Genomic DNA, 19493 nt, shown 5'->3' with positions numbered 1-19493 from the left:
ACTGTTGCAGTGGGTCAAAGCCAAATACATAACTTACGGTGTACGTTTTTTTTGTACCTTGCTCGGTCAAATCAATTAAAAAGGCCTCTTTTTCTTTATAAAACACGGCTTTTTGAGAAAAGTGGGTCGCGGTTATATTACTAAAATCACCAAGCACGGTATCTTTATTGGCTAAAGCCATTGAACTTGCATGGTCTGACTGCTTCCAATCGTAGGTTTGTTGTTGATGGCAAGACTGGCACTCATCATTTGCAACCGCTGAAAAACAGCTGCATAAAAAAAGAACAACAAAAAGGCTGTTTTTTATATTTATCATTATGGGCTCTACTTTAAAAAACGATGATGGGCTCTAAACTACACATATATTATGCAGTGCTAAACAGCTGAAAGTAGCACGCTGCCAATAAGTAGCCCATTAAAAGAACTAAGGTTAGGCTGTGGCTCGCTTTAGGAGCCACTTAAAAAGATGCTTATAAACTCATTCATTTATGTGATTAAATTTATAAAAGTAGTTTATCTACTTGCCATGAGCAGTTAAAAATTCATCCCAATAAATTAAATAGTCATCAGGAGTAATATCTTCCGATAAGCCTCTTATTTTCATTTGGGTAAGGTAATGCTTTTTAAAAAAATTATCCCAATATGCTTTCACTTCTGGCGTTTCATCAATCATCCCTTGATCATTAGTTTCTTTCTGCCAGCGTTCAAGCTCACTGCGCATTACAAGTAGTTGCTCAGCATAATCTTTATTTAGTGCTAAATTATGCACTTCATCAGCGTCATTAATTGTATCGTAGAGCTCCTCTGGAGGTCTATTGGGTGCAAAAAATAATGCTTGTTCGTGAGTTAATAGCTTTTTAGCATGCATTGATTCCATAAGCGCCAATACAGGATATTGTAGATGCTTGTAGGCATTGAAGTCGTTATATGGTTTTTCGGGATAAAAGTTTTTAATATACTTAAAACGAAGATCTCGCACAGCCCGTACTCTGTCATCTGTCTCGTCGGTTCTATCTTTATGAGCATAAATATAATCTCTTTTTTGTTTGTTTTTTCCTAAAAATATATGCCCTTCTACGTAGTCAGGAACCTTTAAGCCCACCAAATCAAGCGTTGTAGGCATAACATCAATTAAGCTAACTAGCTCATTATTAACTTGATTAGACTCAATACCTTTACCCCAAACAATAAGAGGCACTCTTAACCCACCATCGTATAACCACTGTTTATCACGCAGCATTGCACGCCCATGATCTCCAAAAATAAAGACAATTGTATTGTCTATTACACCGGCTTTTTCAAGCTCAGAAAATAAATTACCGACCTTTTGATCTACAGTTTGTATTGTTTCTAAGTAAAGTGCCCAATCTCGGCGCGTAATATCATGATCAGGGTAATAACTCGGAATTTTAACTTTTGAGGGATCGATAGGATTGTTTTTATCTGCAATAAAAGTACGGTGGGTTTCGCTATAATTAATTTGTGCAAAAAATGGCTGCCCGGAATACTCTTTTATATAAGTCTGCCATGCGGGGCGCTCTAAAAGCTTAAGATCGGTAGGGGCATGCGTATAAGCGCCTCCAGAGTATTTAACTTCGCCATCTTGCGCATCAAAAGCATTTATAGTGGTAGAAAAGTTAAAATCCGTTTTTTGTTTAGGGCCCATTAATAAGTTTACATAACCAACTTCACGCATAAATTGTGAAGTCATTTTAATATTTTCTGGTAAATAATAACCATCATCTAAATGACTTCTATGGTTTTGCGCACCTATGCTTGTTGCATGCATACCAGTAAAAAAAGCAGAACGTGCGGTAGAACAAACTGCCGCAGTGGCGTATGCGTGATTATAACGAATCCCCTCGTTTGCAAGCCTATCTAGGTTAGGTGTTTTAACTTCTGGAGTACCATATACAGATAGATCTAAAGAAATATCCTCCAGTACCAACCAAATTATATTTGGTTTATTACTATCACCAACATGCTGTGCGTCTGCTTTGTTAATAATAGCAGCGCAAATCAATACTAATGCCGTAACTGCATATTTATAAGATTTCATTTTAGACTCTTTAAACGGATAGATTGAAGTTCAATATCTTGAAGCTTTTGTTCCAGTAACTTAACTTTATCTGGGTGTTTAGCCGCAAGATTGTGTAGTTCAGATGGGTCGGTATCAAGATCAAATAATTGAGGCGCTTTTGAGGTACCTGGGTCTATATTTTTTTTTGTTTTAACCCAGCTTGCAATTTTTTTTGCAGGCCTAATGTACTTCCAACTGTTCTCTCTTAAACCTTTTGCATGTGGGGTTTCTTGCACTAAGGTTGTACGAGCCAATTTACTTGCATCAAAAAGTGGTAATAATTGATTTTGGCTATCAATCGCCTCTGTTTCCTCAAGAGGTACTCCTAATAATTCAGCTATTGATGCGTATAAATCAATTTGGCTAAATAGAGAATTACTCACCCCCGGTTTAACTCTGTTAGGATGGTGAACAATAAATGGAATACGCGTTCCAGCTTCGTAAATACTGTACTTACCACCACGGTATGGGCCATTTTGCTTATGGGTTCCAATGCGCTTTAATGCCTCGTCATCATAACCATCTGTTAAAACAGCACCATTATCGCTAGTAAAAATAATCAAAGTATTATCTAGTAAATTTAACTCCCTGAGTTTTTCCACCACTTGGCCTGTGGTCCAATCCATTTGTACGATTGAGTCCCCCCTCACACCCATATTCGTTTTACCTCTAAACATTTTATTGGGTAAGCGAGGCACATGAATATCATGAAACGAGAAAAGTAAAAAAAATGGCTGTTGACTTGATTTTGAAATGAATTGCTTTGCTTTATCTGATAAGACTGTATTAAATTCTTCATCGCGCCACTGTGCAGACTTTCCCCCTTGCATCCAGCCAATACGACTTACACCATTAATAATACTTTTGTTGTGCTGCTCATCGGCTCCTTGCTTTAATAGCTCTGGGTTTTCATAGCCTGTAGGTCGCGTACCTATTTTTTTTTGATAATTCACAAACAATGGATCTGATTTTTCTAAATTCACAACATCATGATTTTCAAGAAAAACAGAAGGGACCCTATCTCCTGTCGCTGGAATCAGAAAACTATAGTCAAATCCAACTTCTAGTGGGCCAGGCTTAACTTTTTCATTCCAATTTACTGGCGTATTGCCATCACCGAGGCCTAAATGCCATTTACCAACAATACCTGTTCGATACCCTGCTGTTTGCAGCATTTTTGGTAATGTTTTTTGTACTTCAGAAATAACTAGCGGGGCATCACCTTTAAGTATGCGAATGTTTTTTCTAAAAGCATGCTCACCGGTCAGTAATGAATATCTTGATGGAGAGCATGTTGCTGCAGAGCTATGCGCATCAGTGAATCTAATACCATTTTTCGCTAACGCATCGATGTTTGGAGTGTTGACCTCAGTAGCACCATAACTACTTAAATCTCCCCACCCAAGGTCATCAACATAAAACAAAACAATATTTGGTTTTCCCGCACTATTTTGCGCCTCTTTTGCATAGGCATCCGAATAAAAAGTGTTGAAAATCCCAATACTAAATAACCCCAATACTAAAAGTTTATTTGGTAACATTCGAATAACCTCAAATTATATGTGTGAAATAACCAGTAACAGCTTTTAAATAGAAATATTAAAATCCTAGCTAAAAATCAAGGAGATTAATTTTTAGGCTTCATATTAATACATTAATAAAACAAATCAACAAAAATGGTAACGCTATCCCCAAACCACCCAAAACAAGCCATTAACAAAAACACTTATAAACACCTCTAAAACCACCATTAAACAACTGTTATTGTGTATTAGTTGTTATTTATTGACCACAATTGTTAAATACTATTGGAAAAGCTTAAGCTTGTACGTTACGATTAGGACCCAAGTAAGGACAACGCAATCCCCTTTCGATTTGGTTGATGTTCAATCGATAAGGTAAGGCGATCACACACAATACAATAATGGTTAATGGGTAACTAAGATGAAAAGTCACTTTAAATTAAATGCCATATCAGCGGCACTAATCTGCACCTTTGTTTCAGGTATCTCTGTAGCTGAAGAAAACACCGATGAAAAAAAGAAAGTCGATAAAAAAGAATCTGACGTTGAGGTTATCACTGTAACTGGATTTAGAGGCAGCTTGCAGCGAGCAATGAATAATAAAAGATTCTCTGAAGGTGTTACAGATTCAATCCATGCTGAGGATGTTGGTAAGTCAACAGACCAAAATATTGCAGATGCTCTCTCTCGTGTTACAGGGGTTACAGTTCAGGAGTCTAATGGTGAAGGTACTAAAATATCGGTCCGTGGTGCTAATTCTAATTTAAATAATATTTCAATGAACGGAGTTACCCTAACAAGCGGGCTTTCAGGATCAGGTTCTAATGCATCAGCAGAGCAAGGTGTTGATTTAAGTTCATTTTCCTCTGATATTCTATCGTCTATTGAAGTGCAAAAGACAGCATCAGCAGACCAAGATGAAGGCTCTCTGGGTGCAAACGTTGTATTGAAAACCATTAAACCATTATCTTTAAAAAAGCCGATACGCAGTATAGAACTTCAAGGTCGTTATAACGATTACTCTGAAGATGCAAACCGAAAAGTCTCCGCTTCTTTTTCAGATAAATACCTTGATGACTCACTAGGTGTTATTTTCACTTTCGCTGATGAAACTCAAAATACTCGAAGAGATGAGTATAGTGCTAGTTGGGATGATGAGATTCATAGTGCTAAAGCAGGTAAAGCTAGAGATTTTTCGACAGGACAAATTATTACAGAAGAAAGTGAGTTTTTATCTCAAAGTTCACAAAGTTACGGTTTAAATTTAGATAAACAAGATAGGCAATCTATAACCTTAGGGTTACAGTATCAACCAACTGCTGATACCGACATCCAATTAGATCTTACCCATTCTAATCAGGAGGTTATATTAGATAATCATCAATATGATCTGCAAATTTTATCAAACTTAAAAAATAAAAATAGTGATCCTCAAGAGGATTGGTGGACCATAAACAATGAGAATCATACATTGGTTAAGCGCCTTGATCGTTCAAATCGCGGTCGAGTATTTCGCCTTAAAGGTGGCTCTGAAATTAAGAACAATATCGGAACACTTAGCATAGACCATCATTTTACAGATAACTTTTCTGGTAAACTAATAGCTGGTTATTCTAAAACAAGCCAAGACTCGCTCCCTAACGCTAGAGTTATGTTAGCAGGTAAATCTAAGACAAATAAATTACCAATAACATCAAATGATCCAAATGAAGTAACTTTACAGCCGCAAGGTTACGATTGCTCAAGTGGTAGCTGTCAAATTATCGCTAATAAAGGCTTTATCCAATTTCCTGATGGCATCACCGACCCATCTTTTGGTTTAGCACCAGGAAGAACAAATCCACTCGACATTCAAAACTTTCGAGTAGGGAATGTATCTAATGATGAGGATCATAATTCAGATACCAATAAGTCTCTATTCTTAGATTTTGACTGGAATGTAGATTATTTGGGCGTTACTAAGGTTGAGTTTGGAGGAAAGTATTCAAAGAGAGTTAAAGATGTTTACTCCCTTACAACTAAAATTCTAAACAACTCGGTAGTAGTTGACGCTAATGGAGACGAGCTAAGTATCGGAGGCCTAACAGATATAACGATGGCCGATCTATTAGTATCCAATGATTTTCCTGTAAATAACTTTATGGATGGTATTGCAGATCCTAATCAAGTCCACTTTTTAGATGGATGGGGAATAGTAGACCCATTCAAAGCGCTTGCTTTAGCAACCGATAGTGAGTCGGGTTTAGATGTAAAGCCACAACCTGATGAATCTGCATCAAGAATTATTGAGCAAGAAGTAAATGCACTTTATGGCAAAATTAATTTTGAATACTTTGATGGACGTCTAACCGGTAACCTTGGTCTTCGCTACGTAAAGACAGAAACCAACGCAGAGGCGTTTAATAAAGTTCAGTTCCAAAAAACGCCGATTCTTTACGACTTCTACGATTTAATCTATAACCGTGGGCTAGCTAATGGTAATTTGCCTGTATGTGATTTTGAACCTCAGTACCCTAATGATGATGTAACTCAAACACCATCAAACCTTCCAGCTTCAGGCTCTTGTGCAGCATGGCAGCTTATGTATAACTATGACATGAATGATCCATCTACTTTCCCTGATTTTGTTAATCGTGATGGTGATACTTATCTAGCACCATCGGCTTTAAATTCAAGCAACCCTAACTATATTTTACAAGTAGTCTACAACGACGATGGTAGCGTTCAACACGTACTTAATAATGGCGTATCATCATTAGATGGACGCTCAACGGAAAATCCTGATTTAGCAGCATGGCTTGACCGCTCGACTATCGATGAGTTTATTGACCCTGTAACAGGCCAACCTCTAGGTTTCAAAGCAGGTCTTCGCTCTAAACGCGCAAAAGGCTCGGCTAGCAACGATATTTTTCTTCCTAGTTTAAATCTAAATTATAAATTTAGTGACGACTTCATCGGTCGTTTCTCAGTTTCAAAAACAATGTCTCGTCCTACTTTCGACTCGACTACGCCAGGGGCTAACATTGATGAAAAATACGTTAGTGCTTGGGGAATAGGCAAAGCGAATAATGTAGCTCTAAAACCTCTAGAATCTACTAACTTAGATCTTTCTTTTGAATGGTACTTTAACAACTCTGGTTTAGTTTCTGTTGCATTTTTTCACAAGGACATGACAAATTTTGAAGAGAATATAACCGAAACCTATATTTGGAAGGATATCCGAACAGACTACGACTTGTCGTCAGTCGACTCAATCTATGATGTACTCGTAGAGCCAACATTAAAAGAGGATGCCGACGGTAATCCTATTCCTGATACGCAAAATGCTCAACTTAATCAATATGAAGAAACACCAGGCACACCTTTAGATGAAAGCGGTAATACTTGTATGCCTGATAGAGTTGCTCACATTGAATTGCAAGACTCATTAACAGCTAATTGTCACACTGTAAAATTAGCAACCGTGAGAAATGGTAAAGGGGCGACAACTCAAGGCATTGAAGTAAACTATACACAAAACTATGATTTTCTACCTGGTGCATTATCAGGCCTAGGCTTAAGCGTAAATTATACATACGCAGAGTCAGAGAAAGACATTGAAGTTAGTGCCGTTTCGGGTGTTTCAATAACACCTTTACCTCAAGCTTACACGCCAAAACATTCAGCTAATACAACTGTTTTTTGGGAGAAAGACGATTTAATGCTGCGCCTTGCACATCGTTATAGTTCTGTACAACTTGTAAACGATAACTTTGCATTTGGCCAAGGTGTTGCGTGGTTAGATTCAACAAGTAAGTTGGATTTTAGCTCAACTTATAAAATTAATGATCATTTTACCCTTAGCTTCCAGGCGCTTAACCTCACAGACGAAACAAACAGAACTTTTCTAACAAGTAGGAATTATATAATTGATGGCGAAGTGTATGACGAAGGTAATGCCCTTAATAACTCAGTTGATACTAGTCGGACGATTTCAGAATATCGAACTGGTCGCCAATATAGAATAGGTATTAGAGCTTCATTCTAATTACAAATATATAGAAATATATCACTTTTCTAAATGGGTAGGAGTTTCTGCCCATTTATATCAAATTGAAGGTATTTATGAACTTTAAAATTAATTACTTATACTTTTTTACTGTATTGACTTTATCCTTGGCAACAAGTGCTCACGCAGAACTGACAGATAATAGTATAGAGCTAAAAGAAAACAAAAATAAAGTGAGCTCACTTAATGATAAGCCGAATATTGTAATATTTTATGTAGACGACCTTGGTTATGGGGATTTAAGTAGTTACGGAATGAAGCAAGCTCAAACCCCTAATATTGATGCATTAGCAGCTGAGGGGATTCGCTTTACCGATGCACACAGTTCTGCCGCAACCTGTACACCGTCGCGTTATTCAATGTTAACTGGCCAGTATGCTTTTCGTAATAATGCTGCAATTTTACCGGGCGACGCACCGCTTATCATTGATCATAACAAGCCTACTCTGCCTAAAATGTTGCAAAAAGCAGGCTATAAAACGGGTGTCGTTGGTAAATGGCACTTGGGACTAGGCGATGGTTTTGTCGACTGGAATAAAGCTGTAAAGCCAGGGCCGATAGAGCTAGGATTTGATTATAGCTTTTTAATCCCTGCGACTGCAGATCGAGTACCCACTGTATTTTTAGAAAATCATCACGTAGTTAATCTAGACCCGAATGACCCAATAACGATTTCCTATGAAAAGCGTATAGGGAACCGCCCTGTCGGTACAGAGCATCCTGAGCTACTTAAAATGTCAGCAGATCTTCAACATAGCAATACCATTGTTGATGGTGTTAGTCGCATTGGTTGGATGGCTGGCGGAAAGTCTGCTGAGTGGAAAGATGAAGAGTTTCCTCACATTTTCACTAAAAAAGCTATTGATTTTATTAATGATAATAAAGGTGAATCGTTTATGCTGTTTTTTCCATTCAGTGATATTCACGTACCTAGAGTTCCAAATAAGATGTTTGCCAATAAATCAGGAATGGGGCCAAGGGGTGATGCAATATTGCAAATGGATTGGATGTCAGGACAGATTATTGATGAGTTAAAAAAACAAGATTTATATGATAACACGCTTATTATATTTTCTAGTGATAACGGCCCTGTAATGGATGATGGCTATGCAGACCAAGCCGAAGAGCTACGAGGAGATCATGACCCAGCGGCAGGTTATAGAGGTGGAAAATATAGTGCATATGAAGCCGGAACACGTGTACCTATGATTATTACTTACCCTAAAGGAATTAAAAACAACGGGGATAGTAATGCATTAGTTAGCCATATAGATATTTATAAATCACTCGCTGAATTAGCCGGTGTTAAGCTAGATGAAAGCGAAGCGATTGATAGTGAAAATATGTTGCCAGCTTTTTTAGATGCTAAAGAGAGCGGACGTACAGAAATGCTTGAAGAGTCATTTACTTTGGCAATTCGCAGTGGAAATTGGAAATACATAGCGCCATTTAATGGGACTACTCCCGACTGGCTTGCAAATAAAACCGCAATTGAAAATGGTTTAAAAACTAAGTCACAGTTATTTGATTTATCAAAAGACAGAAATGAGCAACACAATGTGGCAGATAAATACCCAAAATTAGTATTTTCACTACAAGCTAAGATAGATAAAATTAAAGCTCGTAAGTAATAAATTTTAAACATGCCGAGGTTGACTATAGGTAGTTAATCTCGGCTATTTAAAAGTAGTCAACTTACGCTTATTCAAACTAATTTAATTAGTTATTTCATGATATAAAACAGTTTACTAGCTGAAATCCACCCCTACTTCGCTTACGGATATCTCTTTTAATCTTGTTACTATACTTATAAAAATCAGCGATATAAATAATCTAATTACTAAAACATTGTATTTACTTAAAAATATAAAAGGCAAACTCCAAAACAAAAAGGATAACGCTATCCTAATCGTTTTTATATTTTAAAATACAAATTATGAGGAAAGTTAATGAAATTAGACATACTCGATTCTAGTGTGTTTGTAGCTTATGTATTAGGACTACTAATACTCGCGTTATGGATATCAAGAGAAAGCAAGCAGAAACAAAAAAACACTGAAGATTATTTTTTAGCCTCTAAGTCCCTTCCTTGGTGGGCAATTGGTGCATCATTAATTGCATCAAATATATCTGCAGAACAGATTATTGGAATGTCAGGCTCTGGTTTTGCAATAGGTATGGCTATCGCATCGTATGAATGGATGGCTGCAATAACACTATTAATTGTAGGCAAGTATATGCTGCCTATTTTTTTAGAAAATAAAATTTTTACTATGCCCCAATATCTTGAACAGCGCTTCGACAGTAAAGTTAAAACTGTTTTAGCTCTTTTTTGGCTTGCCGTGTATGTGTTTGTTAATTTAACGGCTGTGTTATGGTTAGGCGGGCTTGCAATAGAAACAGTTGCAGGTGTTGATTGGATGTACGGCATGATTTTTTTAGCGCTATTCTCAGTAGCATACTCTTTATATGGAGGCCTAAAAGCAGTTGCTTACACCGATATATTACAGGTAGTCCTTTTGGTATTCGGTGGCCTATTCTTAGTTTATTTGGCATTAGATGAAGTATCTAGCGGGCAAGGTGTGCTTGCAGGGTTCGGTATTTTAACTGAGCAGCTACCTAATCACTTTGATATGATTTTAAGCCCAGATAACAGTAATTATATGAGTTTACCTGGTATCTCTGTTTTAGTTGGTGGCATGTGGATAATGAACCTTAGTTACTGGGGGTTTAATCAATATATTATTCAAAGAGCTTTAGCAGCAAAAAGTATTAAGGAAGCCCAAAAAGGCATTGCATTTGCCGCATATCTAAAACTACTAATGCCAATAATAGTTGTACTACCAGGGATTGCCGCAGTTGTGTTACACCCACAGTTAAGTTCACCAGATCAAGCCTACCCATCAATGATGGAATTAATGCCATCGGGTATTAAAGGACTTGTTTTTGCTGCTCTAGTCGCCGCTGTCGTTTCATCTTTAGCATCGATGACAAATAGTATATCGACTATCTTCACGATGGATATTTATTCAAAACTTCAGCCGGGAAAAACTCAAAAACACTATGTGAAAGTAGGTCGATTAACCGCTTTGGTTTCATTAATTATTGCTTTAATAGTGGCAGAGCCGCTATTAGGTAAATTTGATCAAGCCTTTCAATATATACAAGAATTTACAGGGTTTTTCACTCCGGGTATTGTTGTAATATTTTTAATGGGAATGTTTTGGTCAAAAGCGAGCTCAGCTGGCGCGTTAGCTGCAGGTGTTGGCTCCGCATTATTTTCCCTGATTTTAAAATTCGCATACCCTGAACTCCCTTTTATGGATCGCGTTGGAATTGTCTTTTTATTATGCCTAGTTATCTGTGTAATTGTCTCTTTGTTAATAAAAGATAAAGGCACTAACGGAAGCGTAAATTTAAAAGAGATAAGCTTTGCAACTGAGACTAACTTTAACATAGCCGCTCTAGGTGTCGTAATAATCCTAACAACGTTATACGCTGTATGGTGGTAAAAAATTAAATCGTAAGATTTAAACAAGTGTGTATGTCAAATCAAAGTCACTCATAATTTGAGTGGCTTTTTTGGCTTTTAATAAATGTATTTTATTACATAACCTGATGTAATAATCTAGGGACTTTCAGGGTTAAAGCTCGTTCTATCTAGGAGCAATGGAGTCGCGTATGAGGCTTATAACTCAGTAGGGCCCAATCACTATTACTAAGTCACTACTACTGCGCTATTCTACAAACTACACCTAGTATAAATAAGTAAAAATAGAACAAAGCTTCCCGTGCTGCTCACGCTCTTTATCTATAATGGTGTAGGCAACAAAAAGAAAATGACTCTATGGACAAACTAAAGTGTAAAGCATGTTTGGAATTTATGCTGCTCCTGAAGTAACAAAGTTAATTTGACTACCTAATTAGAGGTTTTATCATGTGTCTCATCAGACTTAAGAGACGCTATGAAATGAAAAGAAATTTGAGTTAACTTTAGAGGCAAATACCATTTTTGTATTAGAGGATGTAGTGTATTTCGGCTTACTTAATTGATTATCAGCAACACTTTACAAGACTTATAAAATGTCAAATAAATAGCGCAGGACTAATAAATATTAATCCTGCGCCATATATTAAACGCTGTATTTACATTGACGTACTTTCGGTGTTTCTAATATCCTCAGTAATTTTCACATCAATAAATCTAAATGCACCAGCTAAAACTGGAATTTCAACTACTCCATTTGAATCCGGAGAGAATATTTCACCTGATAGAATATCTACTATCGTTTCAGGTGTAACTGAGTTAAATTTCACCTTAGCAATTTTATCACCTGGATTTAAGTATCCACTATCAACAAGTGTAAGCCTTAAGTGTTTTTTGTCTGACTGAGCAACAACCCATGCAGTTTCTCCTGATACAGTCATTGGCAGAAGGTTAGATTTTTCTTCAATCTTATCCCTAATTTGTTTATATCGAATGCTATCAGCAGCCATTACATTTTCCCCATTAGGATCGAAGTAACTTTTACCGTCAGTAATATATTCCTTCATAATATTTTTATAGATAGGGTGCATATTATCAGCCAATGCGCCTCTAACTGTACCTTCATCTTTAAATTTACCTTGCTGAACCGGTGTGATTAAAACTAATCCTTTAGGAAATTTTGGTATAAAATCTAATCGTCTTTCTTTCGTATCAGCAGCATAACTAGAATAATCCCACGGCAACGTTTTTGCACCTGGCCACGTGCCATTTAGGCGACTAAATACATATGGCACAGATTCTTTCTCTTCATCATAAAACGTAGTCCATTTCACATTATTTGATGTTTCTCTATAAACAGGGTCTGGCTCTTTCATACTGATGTGAACTGGCGATAAACTTAATAGCTCATCACGTTTAGGAACATAAAGCGCTCCTTTACCAATTAGCTCCCAAGCAAGACTCATGTATTCTTGATTAAAGCCGAAGTTATTAATATAACGTGCACCTGACGCTAATTTATAGATTATTTGTCTAAGCGCATGATTAGGAACCATTTGATGAGAGTGTTGACGTAATCGGTCAAAACTAGGGTTATCTCTCGCATACCTCTCACCCCAATCATCGACAGAACCAGCCGCCCAAAGACCCATTCTCCCTGCCACACTTATTTCCATTGATTTATCTGTTGTTTCTTCCATTGCAGGAACAAAAGCATCAGCTAAACGTCCAGATCTTAATTCCAACCATTCCGGAGCATATATAGTGGACTGCCAAAATGTATGTTTATTTCGCATAAATAAATTAGCGTTGTTTTCACTACTAAATTTGGCTAAAGGATAAAAGTGATGATTTAGTACTTTATTAAATGCCTCTCCATGCCCTTCGATCTCCGGGTATATATTGACTGTCTTTTTGCCTTCTCCACTACTTATAATTCTTTTCATAGTGGCTAAACTAATCATGTACGGATCATTTCCATGACCTGCCCACTGTGATATCCCATCGCTATTTTCATAACCATCTGAAAGCTGATTAAACATTTCCTCAGGTGATAATGTATAATTTTTACGGCGATCTCTTTTATCACGGTACTTCGGGTTATCAGCAAGTATTTCACTTCTATCCCAGTTCTCTACATTTGGTAAGGTCGAGTAATTTAAAAATACAGGTGAATCATACAAAGACTCACTTCTTTCGATTGTATCTGGGATATCATTACGACTCTCTGAAATAAAGTAAACGGGTAAAGGTTCACGTTCGCGAGTCGGCTTTTGAAAAGATGATAGTTGCCTTTCAATTGTTCTAGTATTGTTCTGTATAGCTGCCAGCTTGCCTTGCGGCTCTAGCTCTTTATAGGCATTCTTCCAATCTGGGTTAGATGTATCAATTATGTGTACTTGGCTGCCTCCACTTTGAGCACTTGCAAGTAAAATTTTATTTGAATCCTTGTCTTTCCAGATATCATAATATGAATACTTACTGGCTAGTATTTCCGAATCATTCACATCAAATGACTCTGGGGTTAGAAGTATTCTCGATCCAAAAAGTGTTAAGTACGTCGAAATACCTTCATTAATAACGACTTCAGTTTGAGCGACACGGTATCCAAAACGGTCGATTTGTCTTGCTATATCATTTATTTGACTTTTCTTTTGCGAAAGATCACTTAAGTCCATAACTGAAATAGCGGCATCTCCTATCTGAGCGCTATTACCTATAGTTAGCTCATCATTACCATCATTATCAAAATCGACTGTACGCAGGTCGCCTATGCCTTTTTTTATTAATACTCTACTTTTTTCGCTCGGTAAGTCAGCAAATGGTTCAAAGATATAAAAGCGGCCAGAACTTTGAAGGCTATTATTTGTTCCTAGAACAACCAGCTTTTCAGTACCATCACTAGATTTTATAGGGCGTACAAAATTCACTGTGTGAGTACCCGCTTCAGGTTTTACGCCATCACCAAAAACACCTTCTTCTGAGTATGTTTTTGATTCAATAGTTTTTAATAATTCACCATCAGTAGATATATAATACAAGTTTTTATCATAGCCACCTGCAACAACATACTTGTTATCTGCATCAGAGATTACAGTTACAGAGTTCATAGGAACTTCATTAAGTCCAAACGTCCACTTTAAAGAACCATCACTATTAATACAGTAAACATTACCATCTGCATTCGCAGCAAATACTTCTACAAGTCCATCACCATTAATATCTTGAACCCAAATATCATGGTTCATAAAGCCCGAGAGTTCATTTTCCCATAATTTTTGTCCATTAAAATTAAAAGCAGCTACTGTCCCCTCATAACTAGTCGTTATGATTGATGAGCCACTGCTCAGCATTCCAGTCCTAACTTTAGTAACTGTTCGATTTGTTTCAATACTTTTAATGGCCGATTGAGAAGCCTTAACGACAGGGAGAGCGCAACCAATTAACAGCGTACTTGCTATTACTGCAGATAAGATTTTTACTTTCATAACATTCCTCGCATAAATATAAATTAGTAAATATTTAGGACTTAGGTGTGTACCTATTTCCTAGAATAAAAGTTTATGCTTTTTTTGAATAGAAGATCAAAGTTTGGGTGAAAATAGTAAACAAGGCAAAATCAGTGCATAAACAATCCTTTTGTATTGATTTAACAAATAGATTAAGCAAATTAATTATGTAAGACAAATCATTTATAATACTTATATTATTTATAAAAACACTTGGATGTACCTAATTTATTAGGTCATAGACAGGTAAGCAATATTAAATAAATGAAAAAACCATCAATAAGAGATAACGATGCCACTGTAACCATCCCTTTACATAAATTGTAACTTTCGATTCTTCACAATTGTTACCAAAGTATTAAGCCTTATATCGGCATAATTAATTTGGCCAGTGTAAATAAGTAAAAAAACTAACCACTTCAACACCTTCTTAATATCGCCATGAAAATCAGAATTGCCTTCAAAAAACTGCAAAAAATGCCTATCAACAAACAACAATATCCTTGGGTTATCTTCCCACGCTGATTTACTAGCTCGTTGGTATTTACGAATAAGCTGAAATTTGATGCCCATTAAAATATTGCACAATACGTTTAAAGTATTGATATGGAAGTTAGGTGAGATTTTTTGAAGTGAAATTACGTATGGTCTTTTATAATACTCGTACCCGTTATGTTACTCACTGTTGGCTTTTCTTCGATTTTATTTAGGATTAAAAACGAGAGTTGATAAAATGAGACACTGTTAATTGATACTTTTAACTGCGCCTTCTATTTAAACAATTACATAATCGCCATAAACTATATTCAATTGGTGTTACAGCCCTTATCTCGTAACTTAATGGATACTACCGCACCCACTATCACTATAAAAAAGCGATTTTAGATACAGTAATGTTTTATGCTTTTTTAAGGTTTCAGTTACTAATTATCTATTATTAGGCGAAAGCGATGCACAGCTAGCCTTTGCAATGCTGAACTTAATCAATAATATCCCAGGCAATATTCTTCTTTATATTACTCATAACAGATATAATTTAATTACATAACCTCAGCCTTTCCCCTCTTAATCTCTAATGAAATTTTAAAGCGCCGCTGTTAATATTGTCTACCTCCTAAGCAATAAAGTAGTTCTGATGGCAGCTCATTATTCTCTCGATGATTTACGTTACTTTTGCACCATAGTAAAACTAGGTAGCTTTAAAAAAGCATCAGCAGACCTTGGTATGTCACTATCAACTTTAAGCCGTAGAATACGCTTATTAGAGCAAGCTCTTCAATTAACGCTATTAAATCGAGATGCCCATCGGGTGACACTTACGCATACTGGCGAGTTATATTACGACCGCTATCGCAAGTTGTTTGACGAAGTAGAGTGTATTGAGCAAGCACTTTGTGATGAAAAAGACCAACCTAAAGGAAAAATTAGGATCTCTGCCCCCATTTACATGGGTAAACATTTTTTAAGTACTATTTTTTGTGATTTTTTACTACAGTATCCCGAAATTCAATTAGATTTACGCTTTTCAAATAACCTTATTGATATTGAAAAAGAAGGGATTGATATAGCGTTTAGAGTAAGAAATCCTGCCATTGATAATTGGGTTATTAGGGAGCTTAAGCTTACTCACAATATATTATGTACTCACTTAAATCATGATTATCAATCCATCACTCATCCTAAGCAATTAGAAGATCACCCAAAAGTTACGTGCGTTGGGTTGGTACCGTGGCAATTAAAAAATCAGCAAACGAGTGAAGAGTACAGTTTTAATCCAAACACACATGTTCGATTAGAAGTTGATGAAATTCAAATGATGAAACAAGCAGTTGAGTCTGGTGTGGGTATTAGCTACATCCCTGATTATATAGCATTACCACTTATTAAAGCCGGAAAGCTTAAACACATTCTTCCTGATTGGCAAAGCAAAGGGCAGCCATTTTCTATGCTTTATCGCGACAGAAAACAAATCCCTTATCGAGTGCGATTACTGATAGAGCATACACTGCAACACTTCACTAAAATGTAGCAGTGTAGGCTTTTCACAGCAAAGTAATTAAGCTAATTCATCTTTCAAAAACTAAGCCTTAGTACAATTACACCTAAAAATGCCGTTGTTAATCCTATAACTTCTTGGCGTGTAAAAGACTCTTTTAGAACGATGCGTGAATACAACAAAATAATTAAAATATTCATACCTGAAATCGCTGAAACTAGCCCTGTATTACCAATAGCAAAAGCCGATATTATTGCAACCATGCCAGCTACATTTGTTAAACCAATAAGTAACCCGCACGAAAATGTTTTACCGGCAGACCAATACGCTTGAGAAGAGCCTTGCTCTGCTAGCATTTTTTTACGCTTTACTAACCAACTAACGGCAAAAAGAAAGCTACCAAAACCAAACATAGACGTTAAAGTTGCAAACGTATCAGCCTCAAGAAGTGTAGATTGCTTACCCATTAAATCATTAAATGCAAAAGACAGTGCCGCGAGTAATCCCCATTGCGCGCCTTGTAAATTACTTAATGAGATATCGCTGGAGTAGCGAATAATATAAAGGCCGCCAAAAATAATAAAAAAGCCGATTAATTGAATAACAGTTAAGGTTTCTTTCCATAATAAAAAGGCAAATAAAAGTACAAATAAAGGCGTTAACCCCGACAGGATGCTAATTAAAGACGCTTTCCCAACCGAAAACCCTTTGTGCAAAAATCCATTAGCCGCAAAAGATCCAAAACCTAAAGCGAGCCCAACCGTAATATCAGCCCAGCCGTACCATGTGTGCTCAAACACCACAGTACCTAGCGCACTAATTATAAATCCCACAAAAAAAACACCGAATAATAATAGATTACGATTAATCTTTTTTTGTGACGTCCATTGGTACATTATTCCTCGCGCACCAAAAAAAACAGTGGCGAGTAATGCAAAAATTATCCACATATAAATGAGACCCTTTATAATTTACTTCGATAAACCTGAATAAAAAGTGGTTATTTAACATTGTTGAATGCAATGACTATTACATAAAGGTTCAGCTGTAAAACACGTAGCCACTACAAGAGCGTTACCCGATACCCAGGGCAAGAGCATGAAAAAACACTATAAATTCAATACCTTTTCAAGATAAGCTGTACTGCGCATCGCTTTCTTCTGCTTTGCTGGCATACCTTTACTAAAACTGGTTTCAGCCTTTAATTGATTAAATGCGATATGCCTCAGCCCTGCAAATACTGGCGCTGCACCTTCGCGCCTAATTCGGCACTCATCTTCTTTAAATCCTACGTCTAAACGCCAATGTAATCCGTTCTCTATTTGCCAATGTTGCCGCGCTGACCTTGCCAATTCTTCCGCCGTTAAATATGCTGAACTGATATAGTACCTATAACATAACTCATTGCTTACTTTACCTTTTTCCTTTCTGTAGGAAACAATAACGCCCACCGTCTTTGCACCTTCCCAGTGTATCGTTTCTGATAAATCACTTACATCATGACGCACTGCACAACACCTAAACTCCTCTCTGTTTTTTTGATAATCTGCTTCATTAAACAAAATCCCTTCAGACGCTTGTCGTGTTATCTCCGGTAATAAAGCCCCCTCTATTTGCGACAGGAGTCCTTTATGATTTGCCTTCACTGCAAGAAGGTAATTAGCTTCTTTGCTCACTATTTTTTCTGCAATTGATTTTTGACACCCCATGGCGTCAATTGTGACTAAGCACCCTTTTATCTCAAGTAACTCAAGAAGTGTTGGTAACGCTGTTATTTCATTCGACTTTTTATCAACAGGGCATTGCGCTAAAACGACACCATTTTCGCATGCAAACGCACTGACCATATAAAGTGCATCGCGCCTATCTGATTGATTAAAAGACCCTTTTAACCGTTTTCCGTCAATAGCTACGACATCGCCCTGGGTTAACTTAGTGTATGCTTTCATCCAAGAAGAAAAAGAATCTTGAAATTGCGTCATATCAATACGGCTTAGTACGCGGGCAATTGTGTCATGACGAGGAATACCTTGCTCTAGGGGGACATATTTTCTGAGCCAATCTAATCTATCATGACCAAAATCTTCAATATCTTCCCAGCCTTGGCATCCAGACACAACAGCGCTGACGGCTAAGAATATGATATCAAATAGTTTATGAACCACTTTACCTTGTTGGCGAGGATCATCGATTGATTCGAAATATTTAAATAGCTGAATATCAAGCATGAGAATGCTCCTTGAAAAAAGGAGTATAAGATCATACTTTTAAGTCAAGGTAAAGTTCGTGATCTTGCCCTGACCCGATACCTAGCTTCTACTCTATAAAATAAGCAGCTTAAGCTTCAAAAAATAAAATACTAGCCACACAATTACACATTAATAAACAACAACACCAGTATATTCAATCTATAAATATTATAAATAGGCATAAGTGGTACTATAGATCCCATAAATAGCACTTAACTATTTAGTCGTTTAACTTCAATTACATAGTGAGCAACTAACACACAGAAATAACAACAACTTAGTGAAAAAACGAATTTATAAAAACATAAAAAACAGTTTTAAACTGTAATTTTATCGCCAATATATTTTTAACCTAAAACTCAATTGACTTTATTTTTAAACTCAATATGATTGATTTAAACAAAGAGGATAATATGTTTAATTTAATCACATACCTGCTAAAAACAAATACCACCTTCGGAATTTAAGCCGAGTGTAACCCCAGGGCAAGATCACGAACTTTACCTTGACTTAAAAGTATGATCTTATACTCCTTTTTTAAGGAGCATTCTCATGCTTGATATTCAGCTATTTAAATATTTCGAATCAATCGATGATCCTC

At 36.6% G+C, this 19493-nt stretch carries 11 protein-coding genes; 4 read left to right on the top strand and 7 right to left on the bottom strand.

Features of this window, described 5'->3' with window-relative positions:
- From I6F40_RS19310 to I6F40_RS19300, 3 genes are all read right to left on the bottom strand, one after another.
- A partial coding sequence (locus tag I6F40_RS19310; RefSeq protein ID WP_231609393.1) for a cytochrome c family protein occupies positions 1 to 316 on the bottom strand: 316 nt, incomplete at its 3' end.
- A gap of 201 nt (positions 317 to 517) precedes the next feature.
- Complete coding sequence (locus I6F40_RS19305) at positions 518 to 2059, bottom strand: sulfatase family protein (protein ID WP_024594183.1); 1542 nt, start codon at positions 2057 to 2059, stop codon at positions 518 to 520.
- Positions 2056 to 3621: a sulfatase family protein gene (locus I6F40_RS19300; protein ID WP_024594184.1), complete on the bottom strand. Its 1566-nt coding sequence runs from the start codon at positions 3619 to 3621 to the stop codon at positions 2056 to 2058. The genes I6F40_RS19305 and I6F40_RS19300 overlap by 4 nt, the downstream gene beginning before the upstream one ends.
- Positions 3622 to 4024: 403 nt before the next feature.
- On the opposite strand from I6F40_RS19300, the gene I6F40_RS19295 reads away from it, so the two are divergent.
- The 3 genes from I6F40_RS19295 (at position 4025) to I6F40_RS19285 (ending at position 11163) form a co-directional block, all read left to right on the top strand.
- Positions 4025 to 7630, top strand: coding sequence for a TonB-dependent receptor (locus I6F40_RS19295; RefSeq protein ID WP_024594185.1), 3606 nt, complete (start codon positions 4025 to 4027; stop codon positions 7628 to 7630).
- Positions 7631 to 7707: 77 nt separating this feature from the next.
- Positions 7708 to 9282, top strand: a complete 1575-nt coding sequence (locus tag I6F40_RS19290; RefSeq protein WP_024594186.1) for a sulfatase family protein — start codon at positions 7708 to 7710, stop codon at positions 9280 to 9282.
- 318 nt (positions 9283 to 9600) lie between these two features.
- Positions 9601 to 11163 carry a sodium/sugar symporter gene (locus I6F40_RS19285; RefSeq protein WP_024594187.1) on the top strand — a complete coding sequence of 521 codons (1563 nt, stop codon included), beginning with the start codon at positions 9601 to 9603 and terminating at the stop codon, positions 11161 to 11163.
- Between the two features lie 634 nt (positions 11164 to 11797).
- Here the strand turns inward: I6F40_RS19285 and I6F40_RS19280 are convergent.
- Both I6F40_RS19280 and I6F40_RS19805 read right to left on the bottom strand, forming a co-directional pair.
- Positions 11798 to 14626, bottom strand: coding sequence for an outer membrane protein assembly factor BamB family protein (locus tag I6F40_RS19280; RefSeq protein WP_024592988.1), 2829 nt, complete (start codon positions 14624 to 14626; stop codon positions 11798 to 11800).
- Positions 14627 to 14959: 333 nt separating this feature from the next.
- Entirely contained in the window at positions 14960 to 15220 is a 261-nt protein-coding gene (locus I6F40_RS19805; protein ID WP_024592989.1) for a hypothetical protein, read from the bottom strand.
- A 562-nt stretch (positions 15221 to 15782) separates the two neighbouring features.
- Between I6F40_RS19805 and I6F40_RS19275 the strand changes: the two genes are divergently transcribed.
- A complete protein-coding gene (locus I6F40_RS19275) occupies positions 15783 to 16676 on the top strand; it encodes a LysR family transcriptional regulator (RefSeq protein WP_197119807.1) in 894 nt (297 codons plus the stop codon).
- Positions 16677 to 16720: 44 nt separating this feature from the next.
- On the opposite strand, the gene I6F40_RS19270 is transcribed toward I6F40_RS19275, so the two are convergent.
- Together I6F40_RS19270 and I6F40_RS19265 are read right to left on the bottom strand one after the other, a co-directional pair.
- On the bottom strand, positions 16721 to 17593 hold the full coding sequence (locus tag I6F40_RS19270) for a DMT family transporter (protein WP_165722900.1): 873 nt from the start codon (positions 17591 to 17593) through the stop codon (positions 16721 to 16723).
- 159 nt (positions 17594 to 17752) lie between these two features.
- Entirely contained in the window at positions 17753 to 18871 is a 1119-nt protein-coding gene (locus I6F40_RS19265; protein ID WP_197193323.1) for an ISAs1 family transposase, read from the bottom strand.
- Positions 18872 to 19493: the final 622 nt, after the last annotated feature.

Origin of the sequence: Pseudoalteromonas sp. SWXJ133 (assembly GCF_015864365.1) — a bacterium.
Taxonomy (GTDB): Bacteria; Pseudomonadota; Gammaproteobacteria; order Enterobacterales; family Alteromonadaceae; genus Pseudoalteromonas; species Pseudoalteromonas arctica.
Note: the sequence above shows the minus strand (reverse complement) of the source record. Positions and strands in the feature narration are given on the sequence as shown.